The organism is Streptomyces sp. NPDC107575 (assembly GCF_055657265.1).
This window is the reverse complement of sequence record NZ_JBVKBG010000001.1, coordinates 363,383-385,597: the sequence shown is the minus strand read 5'-3', so window position 1 is coordinate 385,597 and position 22,215 is coordinate 363,383. Positions and strand designations below refer to the sequence as shown.

The following is a 22,215-nucleotide window of genomic DNA, read 5'->3' as shown; positions in this document are numbered from 1 at the left end:
AGGGAACGGGTCCGGCATCGGGCCGGGATCCGGCCGGTCGGGCCCCGGGCCCGGTCCGGGCGTCGGGGTCGGCGGGACGGGATCGGGGAACGGATGGGTCATCGTTGGTTCCTCCAACGGTTCGGAGGGGACCTCTCCACTGTCTCCCGGCTCGCGTGCCCACGCCCGCCGGGTCCACGCCTCGTCAGCCGTCGGTTCGTACCAGCCTGACGACGGGGATGTCCCGGCTCGTCTTCTTCTGGTAGTCCGCGTACGGCGGGAACAGCTCCACCAGGGAGTCCCAGACCCGCGCCTTCTCCTGGGCCGAAAGGGTCTCGGCGTGGGCCGTGAAGCGCTCGGTCTCGACGCGCAGGCGTACCTCGGGGTTGGCCTGAAGGTTGAGGTACCACAGCGGGTGCTCGTCCGCGCCACCCTTCGACGCGACGATCAGGTAGTCGTCGCCGTCGCGGCCGTAGATCAGGACGGTGCGCCGCCACTGGCCGCTCTTGCGGCCCTCGTAGTCGAGGAGCAGGCACGGGGCGCCCTGCATGGTGGTGCCCTTGGTGCCGCCGGACTCCTCGTAGGTGCGGGCCTGCTCGGCGACCCAGCCGCTGGGGCTGACGACGACGTCGGTGTCGGTCATGTGCGCTGCCTCCTGTTCGGGGGTCCTGCCCGGAACTGCTGTACCGGTGCGGACAACTCCCTTCAACCTAAGCTTTCTTGGCGCCCGCGCATTCCGAGGCGGCCGCCGCGAGTCCGGGGCGCGGGCTGGAGAGCACGGGCAGGGTGGTGCGGGCGCGCTCGGCGGCGTCGGTGAGGGAGGCCTGGGCGAGGACGATCACGTCGGCGTCGGCGATGCCCTCGATGGCGGTGGCGACGAGCGCGAGATACCCGTCCCGCTCCCCCGCGAGGAACAGCTCCCAGGCGCCCTCGACGAACACGGTCCGCACGTCCACCGCGCGCCCGGCCCGCGCGGCCTCCTCCGTCACCAGGTCCGCCGTCGGCCCGAGCGTGCTGCGCACGGTGGCGACCACGGCGATGCGCTCCCCTTCGGCGACGGCCCGCGCGGCCATCGGCCGGTCCACGCGCAGCACCGGCACGCCGGCGTCCGTGGCGAGTCCCTCCGCGACCGCGCCGAGCGTGGAACACGTGCACAGCACGGCGTCCGTCCCGTCGGCGACCGCGGCCGTGAGCAGCGCCCGGACCTCGTCGGTGACGGCGTCGGGCCCCTCGGCGCCGGCCCGCGCGAGCAGTTCCTCGCGTACGACGTGGCGCAGGTCCAGGCCCGGGTGGTCGGCGTCGCGCAGGGCGTCGAAGACCGGCACGTGGACGGGCGAGGTGTGCAGGAGCGTCAGGTTCATGACCGGACCCTACGCGCGGATGATCACCGCGCGCAGGGCCGTCTCACCACTTGTCGGGGTCGGCCTCGAGGGCGGCCTTCGCGGCCAGCAGCAGGTCGGCGGAGGCCTGGGGCGCCTCGCCCGGATGCCGCTCGGCCCAGCGGACGACGAACGGGCACAGCGGCGCCACGGCCAGCGACTCGGCCGCGGCGATGCCGTACAGCTCGCGGGTGAGCGAGCCCGCGATGCCCTTGCCCTCGTGCTCCGGCTCGACGACGGTGTGCACCGCGACGAGCGCCCGCTCGGGTTCCGCCAGCACGAAGTACTGGATGTGGCCGACGAGTTCACCGCCGGAGCGGGCCTCCAGGAGGCCCTTGGCGCGGTCGTCGCGGATCTCGATGTCACTCATGGGCTCTCCTGCGTCGTGGCCGGACCGGGTCTCAGCCCGCGGGTACCGCGTGCGGGCCGCGCGTCACATCCCCGCCGGGGATCGGCTCGGAGGCGTCGGCGCCGAGCGCCACGATCCGGTTGTCCCGGTCGACGTGCACGATGCTCGGGCGCAGGGCACGCGCTTCCACGTCCTCAGCCTGACAGTAACCAATGATGATCACGAGGTCGCCCGGGTGCACGAGATGGGCGGCCGCCCCGTTGATGCCGATGACACCGGATCCGCGCTCCCCCTCGATGACGTATGTCTCCAGGCGGGCGCCGTTGTCGATGTCGACGATGTGCACGAGCTCGCCGGGCAGCAGATCGGCGGCGTCGAGCAGGTCGGCGTCGATGGTCACGGAGCCGACGTAGTGCAGGTCGGCATGGGTGACGGTGGCGCGATGGATCTTGGACTTGAGCATGGTGCGCAGCATCGGGACACTCCCAGAAGTAGGCTCCCTGCCCGCCTATTTGCAGGTCAAGGGCTGTTTCCACAATCTACAACGCGTCGCATGCCGAGGTGGCCCGCTTTGAGCCGGCAGCGCCCGGCCGATCGATCCGGTAGATGTAATGCGCACGGTCGTCGACCGGGTTGTCCGGCTCCAGATCGCCCTCGGCGACCCGGCGCAGCCCGGCCTTCTCAAGTGCCCGCCAGGATGCCCGGTTGGCCGTCGACACCGGCACCAGGACGCAGGGTGCGTCGGGGTGATCGCTCCAGGTCGCCTCGATGACCGATCGGATCATCTGCGTGCCGAGCCCTCGGCCGATCTGTCGTGGCTCACCGATCAGGTAGTCGATGGTCATCGCCCCGGGCGGCACCTCGGCCACGGTGGCGAGCTCCGCCAGATATTCGGGGTAGTCGGACAGTCGGCAACGCTGGACCAGGCCGATCGGTCTTTCGTCGAGGTGGACGAGCAGGTCCTCCGAAGGTTCCTCGCCCCTGGCGGCGGAGCCGAAGTCCCGTGACACCGCCTCGATCGAGGTCTCATGGTTCCACCAACGGGCCACGTGCGGCTGTTCCAACCAGGACTTCAGCAACGGGAAGTCGTGCTCGGTGAGCCGGCGCCAGGTGATCATCGGGAAGCCTCCCCCGGCAGAGGTCCCGGCTGCGGCGGCTGCCCGGCGGGCACCAGCTTCGACGCCGACGCCTTGATCAGGTCGAGGGCCTGCGCCACCACCGGGTGCCGCGCCCCGCCCTTGCGGGTGGCGGCGAGGATGCGGCGGGCCGGGGCGGGTTCGCCGGACAGGGGGATCCGGGCCACGGGCCATTCGGTGTTGATCCGGGCCAGGCGCGGCACCAGGATCACCCCGAGGCCGTGCGCCACCATCGCCGTACCGGTGTCCCACTCGTCGGACTGGTGCCCCATGTCGGGCATGAACCCGGCGGCCATGCACGCCGTGACCAGCAGGTCGTGGTACGTCGTGCCCGGTGTGCCGACGATCCACGTCTCGCGGGCCGCGTCCGCGAGGCCCACTCGCTCGCGCGCCGCCAGCGGATGGTCGGCCGGGACGACGAGGTCGAGCGGGTCGTCGAGGAGCGGCTGCTGCTCGAAACGCTCGTCGGTCAGCGGCGGCGAGTCGGCCGTCACGACGACGAGGCCGAGGTCGGCCTCCCCGGTGAGCAGCAGCTCGAAGCAGCGGGCGGGCTCCGCCTCCACCAGGCGCACCCCGAGCTGGGGGTGCCGCTCACGCAGGGTCGCGGCGGTGGACGGCAGCAGGCGCGTGGCGGCAGTGGAGAAGCCGCAGAGCGTGAACGAACCGGTCTGCACGTCGGCCATCGCCGCGAGGTCGCTGCGCGCCCGCTCCCACTGGGCCTCCAGGACGGCCGCGTGCTGGAGCAGCGTACGGGCCGCGGCGGTCAGCTTGACGCCCCGGCCCGCGGGCTCCATGAGCACCGCGCCGACCTGCGCGGCCAGCTGCCTGAGCTGGTACGAGACCGTGGACGGCTTGAGCCCCATGGCCTCGGCGGCCGCGGTCACCCCGCCGTGCTCCTCGACCATCTGGAGCACCTTCAGCTTGGGATCGATCATTCGACCATCTTGCACGGTCTCGTGCAAGATCGCGCAATTGTGTCGATGAGTCGCGGGTGGCACCCTTCCCGGGTGTTGTCCAAGAGTCCTTCCCTGCGCCGGAATCAGCGGATCCCGACGGGAATGCGCGCCTTGTTCGCCATGGTCTCGGCCGTCCGCTTTCTCGCCCGGGCCACGGCGGGCCTGTTTCTCGCCGTCGTTCCCGCCGTCCTGATCGTCTCGGGCCGGAGCGGTCCGGCCGTCGTCTGCGCCGTGCCGCTCGCCGTTCTCGTCTGCTCGGCGCTCGCGCAGCCGCTCGCCGCCGAAGTCGGCTGCCGCTGCGCGCAGTTCGCCGGTCTCACCGCCTTGCTGGTGAGCCTGTCCGTGCTGTCGCTGACGGCGGGAACGTCGACCTGGCCGACGCTGGGCGCCGCCGCCCTCGCCGGGTTCGGCCACGGGCTCGGCCGCGCCGGAGCGGACGCCGCTCTCGGTGTGCGCACGCCTGCCGCCACCCGTCTGGGCCTCGGCCTGCCGGTTCTCGCCACGGCGCTGCTCGCGCCCGCGAGCTCTCCCGCGACCGCGACGGCCCTGGTCGCCTCGGCGCTCGCCCTGCTCGTCTTCCCGACGACCGGCCTGGTCCTGGAGGCCGGCCGCACCGCACGCGGGCGCGGGCAGCACCTCCCCGTTCACTGGATCGACCCGAAGCCCCTGTGCGGGAGTCCCACCCGCAGTACCGCGCAATCCTGAGGAGTAGTACGTGCCAGCCGCGCACACCGTTTCCGAGCTTCCCGATACCGAGGCGGGCCCGGCCGACGAGACACTGGTGACCGACCCCAAGGTCACCAGGCGGGCCGTGGGCGCCGCAGCCATCGGAAACATCACCGAGTGGTTCGACTTCGGCGTCTTCGCCAACCTGACCCCGGTGCTCACCGCGGTGTTCTTCACCGGCGCCAGCCAGACCGTCGGCACGATCGGAACCCTCGGCCTGTTCGCGGTCGCCTTCCTGGTCCGCCCGCTCGGCGGCATGTTCTTCGGCCCGCTCGGCGACCGGATCGGCCGCACCAAGGTGCTGTCGATCACGGTCATCATGATGGCCATCGGCACGTTCGTGATCGCGTTCATCCCCGGCTACGAGACGTGGGGCCCCGCCGCCCCGCTGCTGATGCTGCTCGCCCGGCTCGTGCAGGGCTTCTCCACCGGCGGCGAGTACGGCGGCGCGATGACGTTCATCGCCGAGTACGCCCCCGACAAGAAGCGCGGATTCCTCGGCAGCTGGCTCGAGTTCGGCACCCTGACCGGCTACCTCCTGGGCGGTGTCGCCGGACTGGTCATCCAGCTCCCGGGCGTCATGTCCCACGAGGACCTGCTGTCCTGGGGCTGGCGCATCCCGTTCCTGATCTCCGGCCCGATCGGCATCATCGGGCTCTACCTCCGCCTCAAGCTGGAGGACACCCCCGCGTTCAAGGCCGCCGTGGCCAAGCAGCAGGGCCGCGAGGGCAATCAGACGCTCAAGGAGATCAAGCGGGTCTTCACCGACCACTGGCGTCCGATGCTGATCTGCATGGGCCTGGTGCTCGTCTTCAACGTCACGAACTACATGCTCACGACGTACATGCTGGAGTACATCGACAAGTTCGCGCCGTCGGTGAGCCCCACCTGGGCGCAGCTCCTGGAGATCTCGGTCCTCGCGATCGGCATGCTGCTCATCACCTTCGTCGGCCGCCTCTCGGACCGCATCGGGCGCAAGCCGGTGCTGTTCTTCGGCTGCGGCATGCTGATCGTGCTCGGCATTCCGTCGGTGCTCCTGATCCAGCAGAACACCCTGATGTCGGTCTTCTTCGGCCTGGTGCTGATGTCGCTGATGCTGCTCTGCTTCAACAGCACCATCCCGTCCACGCTCCCGGCGCTGTTCCCGACGGACATCCGCTACGGCGGTCTGTCGATCGCGTTCAACCTCTCGGTCTCGCTGTTCGGCGGCACGACCGCCGTCGTCAACGCCCTTCTGGTGCAGGCCACCGGCGACGTCAACGTGCCCGGTTACTACCTGATGGCGGCGGGCGCGATCGGCGCCGTGGCCGCCTACTTCGCGGCGGAGTCCGCGGGGCGCCCGCTGCCGGGTTCGGCCCCGGCGGTGGAGGCCCGCGCCTGAGCACACCACGCCCGCACCCGAACCCCGGTCACATCTGTTGAAACTTGTGTGACCGGGGTTCTGGCGTTGTCCGGATGATGTCGCGGGGCTGTCACAGCAGAACAATTGCGCGCACATCCGTGCCTACGGTGGCCCGGCAGTGGACAGCGATCCCCCCACAGAAACGGACAGCAGTGACTCGCCACACCACCTCACGCCGCATGCTCCTGGGCGCTTCGGGCGCCGCACTCCTGACCGCCGCGTGTTCACCGTCGACCGATGCCAAGTCCTCCGGCGCCAAGTCCTCCGGCGCCAAGACGTCGGACGCGAAGGCCGCGCCGTCGAAGTCGGCCTCCGACCCGGTCGAGGGCAAGGCCGCCGCCGGCAAGGCCCCGGGCGGCGCGTCCGACGGCGCCCTCGGCGTGAACTTCAACGAGGACCCCGCGGGCCTCGGCGCCGCCCAACTGCAGGCGCTCTCGGCCACCTGGGTGCGCGGCTTCGTCCCGGTGACGCCCGGCGACCTCGACGGCGACGTCACCCAGCAGCGCGCCATCAAGGCCCTGCTGACCGCGCACGGCGACGGCCGCAGGACGATCCTCTCGCTCAAGTTCCCCTACGCGCTCGGCCCCACGAAGGGCCCGCTCCCCGCGCCGGGCAGCCCCGAGCTGAAGGCCCTGCTTGCGCTCGTGGACCGGGTGCTCGCCGCCGTCATCGGCAAGGTCGACATCGTCACGATCGGCAACGAACCCTTCCTGGAGACGCTGAAGGGAGAGCGCGACAAGACCCTCAACGTCTTCTACGAGGCGCTGGCCCGCCACGTCATCGAGTTCCGCAAGCAGCACGGCGGCGCCGACTCCGGAACCAGCCTCTACATGGGCGCACTCAACAATCTCGACAGCCCCGAGGGCCGCACGCCCGCGACCGAGCGGTGGCTGCGGTTCGTCCACAGGACGCCCGAGATCGCCGGCGTCGACATCCACCCGCACGTCACGTCCCTGCAGAACGCCGCCAAGTTCATCAACTACGTGGTGCCCACGCTGCGTCCGGACCAGAAGTTCCTCGCCACGGAGTTCTCCCTGGTGCAGTTCTGGAAGGCGCACATGAACGACCCGGTCTCCCCCGCGTTCGCCAAGCGCCACGACGTGGACCCCGCCCGGAAGGTCTGGCAGGTGATCGGGGACGCCATCCAACAGCCGTTCCCGCAGCAGAAGTGGAACGACTTCGTCTCCATGACCCAGTGGTTCGACAGCAGCAGGAACTACCTCACCGAGCAGATGAAGGCCTTCCGCGACACCGGAAAGCTGGCGGTGGCGACCTACGGTGGCCTGCAGATCGATTCCATGGCCTCGAACTGGGGAGCCGACAAAACGCCGTGGATCCTCAACCCCCTGTACGCCAACCGGACCGTACGGGCGGGCGCGGGCGGCACCCTCGGCCGCAACGTCTGGTTCGAGCAGTTCAAGGCCCTCCAGCAGAACCCCTGACCGCGGGCCGCCCCGACGCGCCATGCTGAAGCCCGGCCGACGCACGCGACGCAGTCCGGGAGGAACCAGTGCGCGACAGGCAGCGGACGGGGCCGCGGATCGCGGTCGTGGGCGGCGGCATCGGCGGCATGGCGGCCGCGGCCTTCCTGCACCGCGCGGGGCTGACCGTGACCGTCCACGAACAGGCGGCCGCGCTCACCGAGGTCGGTGCAGGGCTGCTGCTCGCCCCCAACGCAGTGCGGCCGCTGCGCGCGCTGGGCGTGGCGGAATCCGCGCTGCGCCGGGCCGTACCGCTGGACTGGGGCTGGGAGTTCCGCCGCTGGCAGGACGGCACCGTCCTGTCCGTGGAGCGCCTGGACGGGGAGTGCGAGCGCCTCTACGGGGAGCGCACCTACACCACGCACCGCGCCCACCTCCTCGACGCCCTCCGCTCGGCGGTGCCGGACACGTCGGTGCGCCTGGGCGCCCGCTGCACGCGGGTCGAGCCGTACGCCGACGGGGTGCGGCTGACCTTCGCCGACGGAACCCGCGCCGACGCCGACCTGGTGATCGGCGCGGACGGCATGCACTCCGTGGTCCGCGAGACGGTCGCCGCACCCGAACGCCCCCGCTTCTCGGGCCTGTGCGCCTTCCGCACGGTGGTCCCCGCGTCCGCGGCCCCCGCCTTCGCGCTGCGCCGCGCGCAGACGCTGTGGCTCGGGCCCGACCACCATCTCGTGCACTATCCGATCTCCGGAGGCGAGGCGGTCAACGTGGTCGCGTTCGCCCCGTCGACGGACGAGACGGCGGAGTCGTGGAGCGCGACGGCCACAGTCGAGGAGTTCCACGCGGAGTTCGCCGACTGGGACGAGCGGGTCACCGCACTCGTCAAGTCCGGTGCCGTTCCCGGCCGTTGGGCCCTCTACGACCGCCCGCCGCTGCCCGCGTGGACGCGCGACCGGATGACGCTGCTCGGTGACGCCGCGCACCCCATGTTCCCGTTCTACGGCCAGGGCGCGGCGCAGGCGCTGGAGGACGCGGCGGTCCTGGCCCGCTGCCTTGCCGCACACGCGGACGCCCCCGACCGGGCCCTCGCCCGCTACGAGACGGAGCGCCTCCCGCGCACCACCCGCCTCCAACGGGTCAGCCACGCCCGCGCCGAGTCCAACCGCCTCCCCGACGGCCCGGACCAGCGGGCGCGGGACGCGGCGCTCGGGAACGCGGATCCGTTGGTGCGCAGCGGGTGGATCTACGGGTACGACGCCTCGGCCGCCCCGGTGTGACCTGCGCCGTTGCCGCGTCTACACCGTTCGTCGTAGGCCCCTGGCACCCGATCCCAGGGTTTTCCCCGTGGCCCAGGGGTCCGGCCGGGTCCATCGTGGAGACACGAAAGCACACGGGGGCTTTCGACACGGGGGATCCGACGGGGGAACAACGGGGAACCCACGGGGGATACGGGGGACGGGGGGTGCCCGGCGCGGGCACCCCCACTGTCTGTGCGTACCGCGAAGGCGCTCAAGCGTGCGCGGACTCGCTGAGCAGGCGCACGAGTTGGGCCCTCCGGTGCACCCCTTCCAGCTTCCGGTAGATGTTGCCGAGGTGGAACTCGACCGTCTTGACGCTGAGGAAGAGCTGTTCCGCCGCTTCGTGGTTGGTGACGCCGCGCCCCACGGCGAGGGCCACGCGCAGTTCCTGCGGGGTGAGGCCGTCGAGCGGCGTGGGGCCCGCGTCGACGCGGTCGCCGCCCGCGGCGTGGAGCTCGGCGGCGGCGCGGGACGCCCAGCCGGCCGCGCCGAGCCGCTCGAACGTGGCGAGCGCGCGCTGCAGCCGGCGCCGCGCCTCGCTGCGGCGGCCGAGGCGGCGCAGCAACTCGCCGCACGCGAAGTCGGTGCGACCGCGCTCGAACGGGGCCTGGACGTCCCCGAGATGGGCCAGGGCGCGGTCCATGTGCCGCTCGGCGTAGGCCGGTTCGAGCATGCCCCGGCAACGGGCCGCGGCGGCCGCCGTGATGGGGCGCCTGCCCCGGCCCGCCTCGTGCTCCAGGACGCGCAGCACCTCGTACGCCTCGTCGGTGCGGTGGAGGTGGACGTAGGCCTCGGCGAGGTCGGCGGCCCAGGAGAGGTAGAGGCCGTCGCCGCGGCCGTTGGCGAGGGAGAAGGCGCGTACCTCCTCCAGGTGGGCCGCCGCCTCTTCGTAGTGGCCGAGGCCGAGTTCGAGGAGGCCGAGGGCGCCACGCGCGCGTGCCGCGTCCATGGGGAGTTCGGCGGCCGCGGCCAGGGAACGGCACTGGGCCTCGTGGCTGCGGCAGTCCGCCTCCCTGCCCAGGACCGCTTCCGTACGGGCCTGCGCCGCCAGTGCGCGGCACACCTCGATGACACGTCCGGTGTCCTCGCCGAGCCGGGCGGACTCGTCGGCGTGGGCGAGCGAGGAGTTCCACTCGCCGCGCCAGAACTCGACGACGGAGAGCGTGCCGAGGAGGTGGGCGAGGAGGCCGACGGTGCTGGAGGAGCGGGCGGCGTGCACCGCGCGGTCGAGCAGGGCGTGACCCTGGTCCAGTTCCTCCGTGGCCAGGTAGCACAGGCCGCCGACGCCCGGGACCGGGTACGGGAAGGACAGGTCCGGTGCGGCCAGCGGCTTTTCGAGCTCGTGGAGCAGGGCGCGGCCCTCTTCCGCGTCACCGCCGAGGAGTTCGACGAGCGCGTGCAGCAGGCGTACCGGCAGGGCCGCCGCCCCGTCGCCGAACGCGTCCGCGAGCTGCATCGACTCGGCCGAGGTGGCGCGGGCCGCCGTGAGGTCGCCGATGGCGAGTTCGGTGAGGGTGATGCCGCCGAGCATGACGGCGGCGAGCACGGGATCGACGCGCCGCGCCGCGTCGACGGCGGACCGCAGCTGCTCGCGCGCGCGGGCGGGACGGCCGCGCTGGATGTCGACGTAGCAGCGCAGTTGGCGCAGGTCCAGGCGGGTGCGTTCGTGGGCGGCGTGGTCGAGGGCGCGGTCCAGGAGGTCGGCGGCCTCGTCGAGGGAGCCGGCGGCCTGGGCGGCGCGGGCGGCGGCGAGCAGCCGCCGCGCCTTGCCCTCGTCGTCGGGGGTGAAGCGGGCGGCGTGGGCGTAGAGGCGGGCGGCGAGCGGGAAGGTGAGGCTGGCGGGGCCTCCGGAGGCCGCCTTCGCGAGCGCGGCGGCGACGTCCTCGTCCGGGTCGGCGCCCGATTCGGACAGGTGCCAGGCATAGCGTTCGAGCGCGGCGGGGGCGCGGGCGCCCTGGAGGGCCCGTGCGACGGTGCGGTGCGCGCGCCAGCGGCGGACGGCGCTCGCCCCGTGGTAGACGCCGGAGCGGACGAGCGGGTGGCGGAAGACGTACGCGCCTGCCTCCACGGTCATCAGGCCCGCCCGCTCGGCCGGTTCGAGGTCCGCGTAGGTCAACTCGTGGGCGCGCAGCACCCGTTCGGTTCCGGCGAGCGGGCGGGGGCCGAGGACCGCGAGCAGCAGCATGGCGTCCCGGGTGGCGTCCGGGAGCCGGGTGATGGCGCTGTGGAAGGTGCGGGCGAGGATGTCGCCGATGGGCAGCGGGGCGCCGGTGTCGGGGCGGTGGCCGCCGTGGGCGAGCAGGGCGGGTAGCTCGACGAGGGCGAGCGGGTTGCCGCGGGCCTCGGACAGGAGCCACTGGACGTCGTGCGGCGGCAGCGGCTGGGCGGCCTCCTCGGCGACGAGTTCGCGGGCCGCCCCCGCGTCCAGCCCCTGGAGGCTCAGTGACTCCACGGGCGCGAGGCGGGACGCGGTCTCGTCGTTGTCGCGGGTGGCGAAGAGGGCGACCACGCCCTCGCGGCCCAGGCGGCGGGTCGCGAAGGCGAGGGCGTCCAGGGAGTACGGGTCGAGCCACTGCGCGTCGTCGACGACGACCAGGACAGGACCCGATTCGCTGACCGCGCCCAGCAGGCTGAGCGTTCCGGCGGCGACCGCGAACCGGTCCTGCGCGACGGCCGGGCCGAGAGCCAGCGCGCCGGTCAGTGCGGCCGCCTGCCGTTCGGGGATCCGGTCCAGGTGGTCGGTGACCGGCCGGAACAGGTCCGCGAGCCCCACGTACGGCAGTTCGCACTCGGCCTCGATGCCCTGCGTGTGCAGCCGCGTGAGGTCGCGGGCGACGGACTCGGCGTACCCGAGCAGGCTGGTCTTCCCGATACCCGCCTCGCCGCGGACGACCAGGGCGGCGCTGTGACCGGTGCGCGCGCCGTCGACGAGGTCCGCGAGGCGCGCGCATTCCGCTGTACGACCCACCAGCATGCGATCAGGGTAACCCGCGGTCACGTTGCGGCGGGAGCGGTCAACTGGCCGTTGCCACGGTCGAGTTGTCTTCATCCGGCACCGTCCCTACGCCACGGGGCTCCGCCCCGGACCCCGCGGGCTCTCGTCCAAGAGCGGGGCTTGATTTGCCCACCCGTCACGCCGCCTCCGCGACCTCCACTCCGCCGAACTGCGTCCGGTACAGCTCCGCGTAGCGGCCGTCCCGGACCACCAACTCCTCATGTGTACCGCGCTCCACGACCCGCCCGCCCTCCACCACGAGGATCTGATCCGCGGAGCGGATCGTGGACAGGCGGTGGGCGATGACGACCGCCGTCCGCCCCTCCAACGCCTCGGCGAGAGCCTCCTGCACGGCCGCCTCCGACGTGTTGTCGAGGTGCGCGGTCGCCTCGTCGAGGATGACGACGCGCTGGCGGGCCAGCAGCAGCCGGGCGATGGTCATGCGCTGCCGCTCCCCGCCGGAGAGCCGGTAGCCGCGCTCACCGACGACCGTGTCGAGCCCGTCCGGCAGATCGCGGACGAGCGCGTCGAGCCGGGCCCGGGTCAACACGTCCCACAGCTCGGCCTCACTCGCCTCGGGACGGGCGAGCAGCAGGTTCGCGCGAATGCTGTCGTGGAAGAGGTGCCCGTCCTGCGTGACCATGCCGAGCGTGGCGCGCAGCGAGACGGCGCTGGTGTCGCGCACGTCGAGGCCACCGATGCGGACGGCCCCGCCATCGGTGTCGTAGAGCCGCGGCAGCAGCGACGCGATGGTGGACTTGCCGGCTCCGGACGAGCCGACGAGCGCCACCGTCTGGCCGGGTTCGGCCCGGAAGGAGACGCCGTGCAGCACCTCGGCGCCGCCGCGCGTGTCGAGGGAGGCGACCTCCTCGAGCGAGGCCAGCGACACCTTGTCGGCGGACGGGTAGCCGAAGCGCACGTCGTCGAACTCGACGGCGACAGGCCCCTCCGGGATCTCCCGGGCGTCGGGCTTCTCGTCGATGAGCGGCTTCAGGTCGAGCACCTCGAAGACCCGCTCGAAGCTGACGAGCGCGCTCATGACCTCGACGCGGGCACCGGCGAGCGAGGTCAGCGGCGCGTACAGACGGGTCAGCAGCAGCGCCAGGGAGACGACGGCGCCCGCCTTCAGGGTTCCGGTCAGCGCGAACCAGCCGCCGAGGCCGTACACCAGGGCGAGCGCGAGGGCGGAGACGAGGGTGAGCGCGGTGATGAACGCCGACTGCGCCATGGCGGTGCGTACGCCGATGTCCCGGACCCGCCGCGCGCGCTCCGCGAACTCGGCCGACTCGTCGCCGGGCCGCCCGAACAGCTTGATGAGCGTGGCGCCGGGAGCGGAGAACCGTTCGGTCATCCGCGTCCCCATGGCGGCGTTGTGCGCGGCGGCCTCGCGCTGGAGGCGGGCCATGCGGGAGCCCATGCGGCGGGCGGGGAAGACGAAGACGGGCAGGAGGACGAGCGCGAGCAGCGTGATCTGCCAGGACAGCGTCAGCATGACGGCCAGGGTCAGGATCAGCGTGACCACGTTGCCGACGACGCCCGACAGCGTGTTGCTGAAGGCTCGCTGCGCGCCGATCACGTCGTTGTTGAGGCGGCTGACCAGGGCTCCCGTGCGGGTCCTGGTGAAGAAGGCGACGGGCATGCGCTGCACGTGGTCGAAGACGGCCGTCCGCAGGTCGAGGATGAGGCTCTCGCCGAGGTTCGCCGACAGCCAGCGGGCCAGCAGGCCGAGGCCCGCCTCCGCGAGCGCGATGACCGCGATGAGGAGGGCGAGGCGGATGACATGACCCTCGTCGTGACCGCCGACGATCGCGTTCACGACCGTGCCCGCGAGCATCGGCGTCGCCACGGCGAGCAGCGCGGTCAGGATGCTCAGGAACACGAACTGGGCGATGCGACGCCGGTGCGGCCGGGCGAAGACGGCGATCCTGCGCAAGGTCGCGCGGGCGAAGGGACGGCCCTTGGGCCCGCCGTCCTGGGCATTCATGACGCTGTGGAGCTGCGTCCAGGCTGTGGTCTCCATGCTCATGCCGATGACGTTAGAACCTCAACCAATCTTGAGGTCAACACAATCGGGAAAGACCCTCACGACGCCGCCGCACTCGGACTCGGGCGCGCTCAGGCGCGCAACAGGCGCAGCACCCGCCCCAGTTGCTCGGCGTAGTCGCGCTGGAAGTCCGGATCCGCCGGGTCGCCGCCGAAGATCCGGCGGACCGTGTCCGGCATCAGGTGCGGGGCCATGACCAACGCCTGGGACAGCAGCATGACCATGGCCGGGCTGAGCGCGTCCGTCAGCTCACCCTCCGCCTGCCTGCGCTCGATGTCCGAGAGGTCCTCCTCCGCGAGCTCCGGCACGTCGGGCCGCCCCGTCAGCTCCGACCACGCCTCCAGGCGTACGCCCCGCGGGTCCGCGAAGTTGTCGCGCAGATAGCGCAGGACGAGCTCGTCGTACGGGAGCCCGGGATCCTGCAGCTCGGCCTCGCTCTTCAGCCACTCGCGGCCGAGCTCGGCGTAGATCCCGCTCTTGCCGCCGAAGTAGTAGTTGATCAGCTGCTTGTTGACGCCCGCCCGGTCGGCGATCTCCTGCACCCGGGCCCCGGCGTACCCCTTCTCGGCGAAGACGTCCTTCGCGGACTCGAGGAGTCGGGCCCGGGAGTCACCGGAGGCGGAATGTGGGGTGTCTGCGGCCCTGCGGCGGGTGGGCTGATTCATGGGAACCAGGGTATCGACGCAGGCCACCGCGTCAATCAACCAGTTGGTTGACAAGTTCATCCAGCTGGTTGAATCTGGGGTCCTGACTTCGAACGGAGCGAACCTTGATCCTCATCACCGCAGCCACCGGCACCGTGGGCCGCCCCCTCGTGGCCGAGCTCGCCGCCGCCGGCCACCCCGTGCGCGCCCTCAGCCGCACCCCGCACACCGCCCGCTTCCCGGCCGGCGTCGAACCCTGCGACAGCGCGCATCCCGACCTGAGCGGCGTCACGGCCCTGTTCGTCAACCCGGCGGCCGTGTGGGACGGCGAGCGGTCCCTGCTCGACGCCGCGAAGACCGCGGGGGTGACACGGGTGGTCACGCTGTCCTCCTCGTCCGTCCTGTCCGGTGACAGCCGGCACGCCGTGGCCAACCGGCACCGCGACCTTGAGGCCGCCGCCGAGTCCACCGCGCCCGAGTACGTCCATCTGCGGCCCGACGCCTTCGCCGCCAACGCCCGGCAGTGGATCGGCCAGATCAAGGCCGGCGACACGGTCGTGGGCCCCTACGCCGGGGCCGTCATGGCACCCGTCCACGAGGACGACATCGCGGCCGTCGCCGCCCGCGCCCTGACCGGCGCGATCCCCTCCGGCGAGGCACCGGTGCTGACCGGGCCCGAGCCGCTGAGCTTCGCGGAGCAGGTCCGCATCCTCGGCGCGGCGCTCGACCGCCCGCTGCGCCACGAGGAGATCTCCCGCGCCGCCGCCCTCGACGCCATGCTGGCGGGCCCGTGGATGACCCGGGACATCGCCGACTCCCTGCTGCGCTACTTCGCCTCGTGCGTGGAGACACCGACGCCTGTCTCCCCCGACCTGGAGCGCATCCTGGGCCGCCCCGGGCGGACCTTCGGGAGCTGGGCGGCGGAACACGTGGCGGAGTTCCGCTGAATACCCCCCGGCGCCGGCGCCCCAGGAGGCCGGGCAAGGATCCGACACCCCGGTCGCACCTCTTGACCCTCGGGTAACCGGAACGTAACTTCGCTTCAATTCTTGTGCCCATTACACGAGTTGTGGGCCCCGCACGATCGGGAAGCGAAGGCATGCCGGAGCTGCGCAGACGTACCCTGCTGTCCGCCATCGGTGTCACCACGGCCGCGGGCGCCGTCACCACCAGCCAGACCGCCACCGCATACGCGGCCACGACCGACACCGCCGCACCGCCCGCGCGCTACGAGGGCAAGGTCCAGGGCCTCCTCGCGCGTATGACTCTCGAAGAGAAGCTGGGTCAGCTCCAGCAGCTCCCCTGGTCCTACGACCTCAACCCCGGCTCCGGCACGACGAAGGCCGTCGAGGACGCGGCGCGCGCCGGACGCGTCGGTTCCGTCTTCAGCATCTTCGGCGCGAAGACCACCAACGAGCTGCAGCGCATCGCCGTCGAGGAGTCCCGGCTCGGCATCCCGCTGCTGCTCGGTCTCGACGTCATCCACGGCTTCTGGACCAACTTCCCGATCCCGCTCGCCCAGGCGTCCAGCTTCGACCCGGACGTGGCCCGCTCGGACGCCGAGGTGTCCGCCAAGGAGGCCCGCTCCAACGGCGTGCACTGGACGTTCGCCCCGATGATGGACGTCACCCACGAGCCGCGCTGGGGCCGCATCGCCGAGGGCAACGGCGAGGACCCGTATCTGACCGCGAAGTTCGCGGCGGCCAAGGTCAAGGGCTACCAGGGCTCCGGGTACGGATCGAAGGACACCGTCGCCGCGTGCGCGAAGCACTTCGTGGCGTACGGCGGTGCGGAGGGCGGCCGCGACTACAACACGGTCGACGTGTCCGAGTCGCGCCTGCGCAACCTGTATCTCCCGCCGTTCAAGGCGGCGTTGGACGCGGGCGTCGCCACGGTGATGGCCTCCTTCAACACCATCAGCGGCGTCCCGGCGCACGGCAATCCGCACACGCTCACCGACATCCTCAAGAAGGAGTGGGGGTTCGACGGGCTGGTCGTCAGCGACTACACGGGTGTTCAGGAGCTGATCGCGCACGGCTTCGCCGAGGACGGCGCGGACGCGGCGCGGCTCGCCCTCAACGCCGGCGTCGACATGGAGATGACCAGCACCCATCTCCTCACCAACGGCAAGAAGCTGGTGCGCGCCGGGAAGATCAAGGAGCGCCGGATCGACGACGCGGTGGCCCGCGTGCTCCGCCTCAAGTACGAACTCGGCCTGTTCGACGACCCGTACGTGGAGGAGTCGAAGGCGATCGACGAGCCCTCGGCGGCCGCCCGCAAGGCCGCGCGCACGGCGGCGTCCCGCTCGATGGTCCTGCTGAAGAACGAGGAGAACGCGCTCCCGCTGAAGAAGTCGGTCGCGTCCGTCGCCGTCGTCGGCCCGTTCGGCGACTCCTCGGACCTGCTCGGTACGTGGGTGGTGCCCGCGTCGGCCGAGAAATTCCCTTCGGTGAAGGTGCTCGACGCGGTCAAGAAGGCGGCTCCCGGAGCCAAGGTCACGTACGCGCGCGGCGTCGACCCGGAGGGCAAGGACACCGGCGGCATCCCCGACGCGGTGGCCGCGGCGAAGTCCGCGGACGTCACGGTCGTGGTCGTCGGCGAGCCGCCGTCGATGAGCGGCGAGGCGGCGGCCCGCAGCGACATCTCGCTGCCGGGCGCGCAGGAGAAGCTGATCGCGGCGATCGCCGCCACCGGCAAACCGTTCGTGGTGGTCCTGGTGGGCGGCCGCCCGTTCACCGTCGGCGACTGGCTGGACAGCGCGCCGGCCGTCCTGGAGGCGTGGCACCCGGGCATCGAGGCGGGCAACGCCATCGCGGACGTGCTGTTCGGCACGGTGAACCCGGGCGGCAAGCTCCCGGTGTCGTTCCCGCGCACGACCGGCCAGATCCCGATCCACTACAACCACGAGTCGACGGGCCGCCCGTACGACAAGGACAACAAGTACACGTCGAAGTACCTGGACCTGCCGCCCACGCCACAGTTCCCCTTCGGGTTCGGCCTCAGCTACACGACGTTCGCGTTCTCCGCGCCGAAGCTGAGCCGCGCCACGATCCCGGCGGCCGCGCTGCGCAAGGGCGACACCTTCGAGGTCTCGGTGGAGGTCCGCAACACGGGCCCGCGCTCAGGCGACGAGGTCGCGCAGCTGTACGTGCGCGACGTGGCGGCCTCGCTGACCCAACCGGTGCGCAGGCTGCGCGGGTTCAAGCGGGTCACGCTGGACAAGGGCGCGTCGACGACGGTCCGTTTCCAGCTCGGCGCGGAGGACCTGGGCTTCTGGACGAACGACTCCAGCGGCGAATTCCGCGTCGAGGAAGGGACGTTCGAGCTGTACGTGGGGAACAGCTCGACGGCGGATGCCAAGCTGAAGCTCACCGTCAGCTAGCCCCCTTCACTCGGCCCGTTCACGAGGAAAGGTTCTCTCCATGTCGCCGTCGTCCGTCCGCGTGGAACGCGAAGGCCCCGTCACCACGGTCGTCCTGTCCCGCCCCGAGGCCCGCAACGCGGTCGACCGGCCGACGGCGGAGCAACTGGCCGACGCCTTCCGCGCGTTCGAGGCGGACGACGCGGCACGGGTCGCCGTGCTGTGGGGCGAGGGCGGCACGTTCTGCGCGGGCGCCGACCTCAAGGCGATCGGCACGGAGCGCGGGAACCGGGTGGCGGAGGACGGAGACGGCCCGATGGGCCCGACCCGCCTCCGCCTGACCAAGCCCGTCATCGCGGCGGTGGCAGGTCACGCGGTGGCGGGCGGCCTCGAACTCGCCCTCTGGTGCGATCTGCGGGTCGCCGAGGAGGACGCGGTGTTCGGTGTCTTCTGCCGCCGCTGGGGCGTGCCGCTCATCGACGGCGGCACGGTCCGTCTCCCCCGCCTCATCGGCGAGAGCCGCGCGAGCGACCTGATCCTGACCGGCCGCCCCGTCCAGGCACGGGAGGCGTACGAGATCGGACTCGCGAACCGCCTCGTCCCGCCCGGCGACTCTCGTGCGGCGGCGCAGGAACTGGCCGCGCAGATCGCCGCGTTCCCGCAGGACTGCCTGCGCAGCGACCGGGCGTCCCTGCGCGAGCAGCACGGCCGGGACGAGGCGACGGCGATGGACGCCGAACTCCGTTACGGGACGGGCGTACTGGGCGGGGCGCTGGAGGGCGCGGGCCGGTTCGCGGCGGGAGCGGGCCGGCACGGGACGTTCGAGGACCAGAAGCCGGATCAGCAGCCCTGAACCGGCGCAGGGCAGCCCCTCACCCCAGCTCCAGCGTCGTCACACCGAAGACCCGCTCCCCCGCGAACTCCCGGACGGGTCCCGTGTACATCCGCGCCGTCTCGAACCCCGGCTCCAGACCCCGCTCCTCGGCGAGCGCGACGGCCGCCGGGTTCGACGCGGGCACATCGAGGCCGACCGGCCGCCCCACCGGAGCGAGCGCGTCGAGCAGGGCGCGCGCGTCCTCCGGCGTGTCCGCGAACAGCGGCCCGATCCGCGGCATGTCGTGCGCCTCGCGCAGCACGCCGTACCCGGTGACGCGCCCGCCGACAACGCGGGCGCGGACCACGTGCCCCTCCGTGGTCAGCCAGGACTCCAGGAAGCGCGGCCGGTCCGCCGGACAGCACCCGCTGTCGTACGCGAGGAGGGGCGCGAGGTCCCCCTCGACCGGCACGACACCGTCGTCCGGTGCGGCCGCCCCGCCACTAGCGATCCCGGTGAACCGGACGGTGCGATGGGCGAGTCGGAAACCCGACTTGCGATAGTTGCCCTGCTGGGCGACGACGCCGTCCAGCCCGACCGTGCGCCCGCCCGCGTGCGCGAGCCCCGCCTGCCAGGTCGCGATGCCGTACCCGAGCCCGCGCAGGTCGGGCCGTACGAGATAGCAGCCCAAAAAGGCGTAAGCCTCCCCGTAGTTGACGACAGATACGGCGGACACCGGCTCCCCGTCGATCCGGCCGAGGAAGAACCCGTCGGGGTCCTGGGCGAAGAAGCTGACCCCGTCGGCCAGACCGGGGTTCCAGCCCTCGTCGGCCGCCCAGCCGCGGATGACCGGCCAGTCGGCGAGCGTGGCCCGGGAGATGTCGAGGCGTGCGGGACGCTGGGGGACGTCACTCATGCGCGGTACTCCAGTCCGAGATTCCACTCCGGCCCGCCATCCTCTCCCATCGTCCTCTCCGATAGCGCGCGCACACTTCGCACACATACGGCAGGATGCTCGTGCACACGATCGAACATCCCCGGTCGACAAGGGAGTTGCAGCCACCCATGCCCTCGACGCCCGACACGTCCCCCACTCCACCGCGCATCGACACCAGCAGGCCGCACCCTGCGCGCGTGTACGACTGGTACCTCGGCGGCAAGGACAACTACCCGGTGGACGAGGAGCTCGGCCGCCAGATCACCACGCTGGAGCCGACCGCCAAGTACGCGGCGCGGCACAACCGCTGGTTCATGCACCGCGCGACGCGGATGCTCGCGGCGCGCGGCGGCGTCACCCAGTTCCTCGACATCGGCACCGGCATCCCGACCGAGCCGAACCTGCACCGCATCGCTCAACTCGCGGCCCCCGAGGCGAGCGTCGTGTACGTCGACAACGACCCGATCGTGCTGCGGCACGCGGAGGCGCTGCTGCGCGGCACGCCGGAGGGCGTGACCCGCTACGTCCAGGCCGACGCCCGCGAGCCGGCGCGCATCATCGAACTCGCCCGGGACATACTGGACTTCGATCGCCCGATCGCGGTGTCGCTGATCGCGCTGCTGCACTTCATCCCGGACGACCAGGGCGCGTACGAGATCGTGCGCACCTTCGTGGACGCGCTCCCTTCGGGCAGCCATCTGGTCCTGTCCCATGTGGCCGCGGACTACGATCCGTCGCGCACGCAGCAGGCGATCGACATGTACGCGGCCGGCGGGGTCACGCTCGCGCCGCGCACGCACGAGGAGATGACGAAGTTCTTCACGGGCTCCGGACTCGAGATCGTGGACCCCGGCGTGGTCTGGCTCCCCGACTGGCACCCGGAGTTGGCCGTCGACGAGGACCGGGACGGGTCGCCGGTGCCGATGTACGGGGCGGTGGGCCGCAAGAACTGAAGTGACGTACGGGGACGGGCGACTTGAGCGGGACAGGAGTCATCACGCCGACAGGCATGACGAAACTCACACATGGCGATAGCCACGTGACGGACCGCAGCGAATACGCGTACGGATCCCCTACTCTCGTTCACATGTCCGCCATCCGAGCCCCACGCACCGTACGGTCCGCCGACGTGGTCAACGAGCAGATTCGTGACCTGTGGGCGCGCACGGGTGGGCACCTGAACCCCGAGGACCGCGCCGAGTACGAGACGCTGGTCACGGAGTGGGCGGCCGCGATCGGCGACGGGGTCACGCAGCGCGCGTGACCCCACCCCTCGGCCGCCCTCGCAGTCAGGACTGCGGGCGAGAGCCGTGATTCGCCGCGTGCTTGCGGCGCGCCTTCTTCTTCCGACGACGCTTCGAGGACATGGGACCTCCCGGGGAGGAATGGGGCATTTCGCCCATCAGCCTTCCACAGGAGACCCCTGGCCGCGAACGGACGCGTACGCCCCGACCGCAGGTCAACACCTCATTACGGGGCATGGCCGGGGGTGGGGTCGGGCGGCAGCTCGACGGCCTGGAGCTCGCGCTCCGGGTAGGTGGCCTGGTGGGCGGCGGTGCGGATGTGCAGCGCCGCCTGGCGGGCCTCGCGGGACCGGGCGCGGGACTCCTCGGCGCTCGACGCGTCACTCTGAGCGAGGCGTTCGTGATACCGGGCGACCATGTCGTGCGCGTCGGCAAGCCGGGCGGCGGCGGTGAGGTAGCGCGCGTGCAGATGCTGCACATAGATGTCCAGGTTGGCCTGCCGCGACGCCGGGGTGTCGAGCAACCGCTCCGAGGTGGCGGCCTCCTGCTGCGCCGCCCAGTCCTCGCGGGCCCTGTGCGCCTCCGCGCGAGCCACGTTGGCATCCGCCCGCGCCATCCTGGCCTGGCTGGCCGCGAGCAGGGCCCGCGCCCTCTCGCTCGCCTCCCGGGAACGCTCCAGCAGGGTGGGGACCGCCTCGCCGACAATGCGGGCCCGCCGGTCCGAATGCGCCTCCCGGGCGTCCAACACCCTCTCGCGCTCGTCGGCGCCGAGCTCACGCTCATCGGCGGTGGCCTCGCGCTCGTCAGCGACCTCCTCGCGCGCGTCGGCCTGACGCTCACGCTCGTCCGCCCGACGGTCGCGCTCACCGCCGGCGTCCGCCCATGGGCCGATCACATCACTGAAGGCAGGACGATCTGGGGGCTCCGTTGCCACATGTCCAGTATTCCGACGCTCCACTCCGTATTCAAGGCGCGCCCGCCGATGACCGGTTCCGCTACGACCGTCAGCGCCCCACGGTCGACCGTCAGGAACAGATCGGTATATGCCGCCTCTGGGTATCGCCTGGCTCACTGTCAGTGGCCGCCACTAGGCTCCTTCACATGACCCCCACCCACCCGTCCGGCGCCACGCGGTCCGCCGCCGAGCTCAACGAGCAGATCCGCGGCCTCATGCTGCGAAGCGGCGGCCGCTTGAGTGCCGAGCAGCGCACCGAGTACGAGGTGCTCATCATCGAGTGGGCGGCGGCAGTGCGCGGGGAGATCGTGAAGGCGGCCTGACACCCACTCGTGTGCGACGAACGGCCCCCGAAGACGTCGAAGCCGACGTCGCGGGGTTGAGCACGGCCCCTTTCGTGAACCGGTAGCACGAAGAGCCGTTCCCCGTCGCCTCCGGCCCGCCTGCCGACGGGGCACCCTCGCACCACGGGCGGTGTTCACTACCCCGCACGACGGTTCACGTTTCACACTTTCATCACAACTCCATCATTTGTCTTTCACGACCTCTGCGTCCGCCCTTACCGTCAT

General features: G+C 71.9%; 22 protein-coding genes. 10 read left to right on the top strand and 12 right to left on the bottom strand.

Annotated elements, in window-relative coordinates; all coding sequences use genetic code 11:
• Nucleotides 1–184 precede the first annotated feature (184 nt).
• From ACZ7L4_RS01825 to ACZ7L4_RS01800, 6 genes are all read right to left on the bottom strand, one after another.
• Nucleotides 185–622, bottom strand: coding sequence for a nitroreductase family deazaflavin-dependent oxidoreductase (locus tag ACZ7L4_RS01825; RefSeq protein WP_472098818.1), 438 nt, complete (start codon nucleotides 620–622; stop codon nucleotides 185–187).
• Nucleotides 623–689: 67 nt separating this feature from the next.
• A complete protein-coding gene (locus ACZ7L4_RS01820) occupies nucleotides 690–1,340 on the bottom strand; it encodes an aspartate/glutamate racemase family protein (RefSeq protein ID WP_472098816.1) in 651 nt (216 codons plus the stop codon).
• A 43-nt stretch (nucleotides 1,341–1,383) separates the two neighbouring features.
• Complete coding sequence (locus ACZ7L4_RS01815; RefSeq protein WP_472098815.1) at nucleotides 1,384–1,728, bottom strand: GNAT family N-acetyltransferase; 345 nt, start codon at nucleotides 1,726–1,728, stop codon at nucleotides 1,384–1,386.
• A 31-nt stretch (nucleotides 1,729–1,759) separates the two neighbouring features.
• A complete protein-coding gene (panD, locus tag ACZ7L4_RS01810; protein WP_472098813.1) occupies nucleotides 1,760–2,182 on the bottom strand; it encodes an aspartate 1-decarboxylase in 423 nt (140 codons plus the stop codon).
• A 64-nt stretch (nucleotides 2,183–2,246) separates the two neighbouring features.
• Nucleotides 2,247–2,825, bottom strand: coding sequence for a GNAT family N-acetyltransferase (locus tag ACZ7L4_RS01805; RefSeq protein WP_472098811.1), 579 nt, complete (start codon nucleotides 2,823–2,825; stop codon nucleotides 2,247–2,249).
• The gene (locus ACZ7L4_RS01800) at nucleotides 2,822–3,778 is read right to left on the bottom strand and encodes a LysR family transcriptional regulator (protein WP_472098809.1); all 957 of its coding nucleotides are present in this window, start codon (nucleotides 3,776–3,778) and stop codon (nucleotides 2,822–2,824) included. Before ACZ7L4_RS01800 ends, ACZ7L4_RS01805 begins: the two co-directional genes overlap by 4 nt.
• A 123-nt stretch (nucleotides 3,779–3,901) precedes the next feature.
• Between ACZ7L4_RS01800 and ACZ7L4_RS01795 the strand changes: the two genes are divergently transcribed.
• From ACZ7L4_RS01795 to ACZ7L4_RS01780, 4 genes are all read left to right on the top strand, one after another.
• Nucleotides 3,902–4,504: a hypothetical protein gene (locus ACZ7L4_RS01795; RefSeq protein WP_472098807.1), complete on the top strand. Its 603-nt coding sequence runs from the start codon at nucleotides 3,902–3,904 to the stop codon at nucleotides 4,502–4,504.
• Nucleotides 4,505–4,514: 10 nt separating this feature from the next.
• The gene (locus ACZ7L4_RS01790; protein ID WP_472098805.1) at nucleotides 4,515–5,906 is read left to right on the top strand and encodes an MFS transporter; all 1,392 of its coding nucleotides are present in this window, start codon (nucleotides 4,515–4,517) and stop codon (nucleotides 5,904–5,906) included.
• A 173-nt stretch (nucleotides 5,907–6,079) separates the two neighbouring features.
• On the top strand, nucleotides 6,080–7,369 hold the full coding sequence (locus ACZ7L4_RS01785; protein WP_472098803.1) for a hypothetical protein: 1,290 nt from the start codon (nucleotides 6,080–6,082) through the stop codon (nucleotides 7,367–7,369).
• Nucleotides 7,370–7,437: 68 nt separating this feature from the next.
• A complete protein-coding gene (locus ACZ7L4_RS01780; protein WP_472098801.1) occupies nucleotides 7,438–8,631 on the top strand; it encodes an FAD-dependent monooxygenase in 1,194 nt (397 codons plus the stop codon).
• Between the two features lie 232 nt (nucleotides 8,632–8,863).
• On the opposite strand, the gene ACZ7L4_RS01775 is transcribed toward ACZ7L4_RS01780, so the two are convergent.
• The 3 genes from ACZ7L4_RS01775 to ACZ7L4_RS01765 form a co-directional block, all read right to left on the bottom strand.
• Entirely contained in the window at nucleotides 8,864–11,626 is a 2,763-nt protein-coding gene (locus ACZ7L4_RS01775; protein ID WP_472098800.1) for a helix-turn-helix transcriptional regulator, read from the bottom strand.
• A gap of 157 nt (nucleotides 11,627–11,783) precedes the next feature.
• Nucleotides 11,784–13,667, bottom strand: a complete 1,884-nt coding sequence (locus ACZ7L4_RS01770) for an ABC transporter ATP-binding protein (RefSeq protein WP_472100340.1) — start codon at nucleotides 13,665–13,667, stop codon at nucleotides 11,784–11,786.
• Between the two features lie 95 nt (nucleotides 13,668–13,762).
• Nucleotides 13,763–14,356: a TetR/AcrR family transcriptional regulator gene (locus ACZ7L4_RS01765; RefSeq protein WP_472098798.1), complete on the bottom strand. Its 594-nt coding sequence runs from the start codon at nucleotides 14,354–14,356 to the stop codon at nucleotides 13,763–13,765.
• Between the two features lie 104 nt (nucleotides 14,357–14,460).
• Here ACZ7L4_RS01765 and ACZ7L4_RS01760 point away from each other — a divergent pair, with 104 nt between their 5' ends.
• The 3 genes from ACZ7L4_RS01760 (at nucleotide 14,461) to ACZ7L4_RS01750 (ending at nucleotide 18,549) form a co-directional block, all read left to right on the top strand.
• The gene (locus tag ACZ7L4_RS01760) at nucleotides 14,461–15,282 is read left to right on the top strand and encodes an NAD(P)H-binding protein (protein WP_472098796.1); all 822 of its coding nucleotides are present in this window, start codon (nucleotides 14,461–14,463) and stop codon (nucleotides 15,280–15,282) included.
• 152 nt (nucleotides 15,283–15,434) lie between these two features.
• Entirely contained in the window at nucleotides 15,435–17,717 is a 2,283-nt protein-coding gene (gene bglX / locus ACZ7L4_RS01755) for a beta-glucosidase BglX (protein ID WP_472098794.1), read from the top strand.
• 40 nt (nucleotides 17,718–17,757) lie between these two features.
• The gene (locus ACZ7L4_RS01750; RefSeq protein WP_472098792.1) at nucleotides 17,758–18,549 is read left to right on the top strand and encodes a crotonase/enoyl-CoA hydratase family protein; all 792 of its coding nucleotides are present in this window, start codon (nucleotides 17,758–17,760) and stop codon (nucleotides 18,547–18,549) included.
• Nucleotides 18,550–18,568: 19 nt separating this feature from the next.
• On the opposite strand, the gene ACZ7L4_RS01745 is transcribed toward ACZ7L4_RS01750, so the two are convergent.
• Nucleotides 18,569–19,426 carry a GNAT family N-acetyltransferase gene (locus ACZ7L4_RS01745; RefSeq protein ID WP_472098790.1) on the bottom strand — a complete coding sequence of 286 codons (858 nt, stop codon included), beginning with the start codon at nucleotides 19,424–19,426 and terminating at the stop codon, nucleotides 18,569–18,571.
• A 149-nt stretch (nucleotides 19,427–19,575) separates the two neighbouring features.
• Here ACZ7L4_RS01745 and ACZ7L4_RS01740 point away from each other — a divergent pair, with 149 nt between their 5' ends.
• Together ACZ7L4_RS01740 and ACZ7L4_RS01735 are read left to right on the top strand one after the other, a co-directional pair.
• Nucleotides 19,576–20,400, top strand: coding sequence for an SAM-dependent methyltransferase (locus tag ACZ7L4_RS01740; RefSeq protein WP_472098788.1), 825 nt, complete (start codon nucleotides 19,576–19,578; stop codon nucleotides 20,398–20,400).
• 134 nt (nucleotides 20,401–20,534) lie between these two features.
• Complete coding sequence (locus tag ACZ7L4_RS01735) at nucleotides 20,535–20,711, top strand: hypothetical protein (RefSeq protein WP_450815446.1); 177 nt, start codon at nucleotides 20,535–20,537, stop codon at nucleotides 20,709–20,711.
• A 25-nt stretch (nucleotides 20,712–20,736) separates the two neighbouring features.
• On the opposite strand, the gene ACZ7L4_RS01730 is transcribed toward ACZ7L4_RS01735, so the two are convergent.
• Together ACZ7L4_RS01730 and ACZ7L4_RS01725 are read right to left on the bottom strand one after the other, a co-directional pair.
• Complete coding sequence (locus tag ACZ7L4_RS01730; RefSeq protein ID WP_466231358.1) at nucleotides 20,737–20,814, bottom strand: 50S ribosomal protein bL37; 78 nt, start codon at nucleotides 20,812–20,814, stop codon at nucleotides 20,737–20,739.
• A gap of 103 nt (nucleotides 20,815–20,917) precedes the next feature.
• On the bottom strand, nucleotides 20,918–21,586 hold the full coding sequence (locus tag ACZ7L4_RS01725; RefSeq protein ID WP_472098786.1) for a hypothetical protein: 669 nt from the start codon (nucleotides 21,584–21,586) through the stop codon (nucleotides 20,918–20,920).
• Nucleotides 21,587–21,792: 206 nt separating this feature from the next.
• On the opposite strand from ACZ7L4_RS01725, the gene ACZ7L4_RS01720 reads away from it, so the two are divergent.
• A complete protein-coding gene (locus ACZ7L4_RS01720; RefSeq protein ID WP_472098784.1) occupies nucleotides 21,793–21,969 on the top strand; it encodes a hypothetical protein in 177 nt (58 codons plus the stop codon).
• Nucleotides 21,970–22,215: the final 246 nt, after the last annotated feature.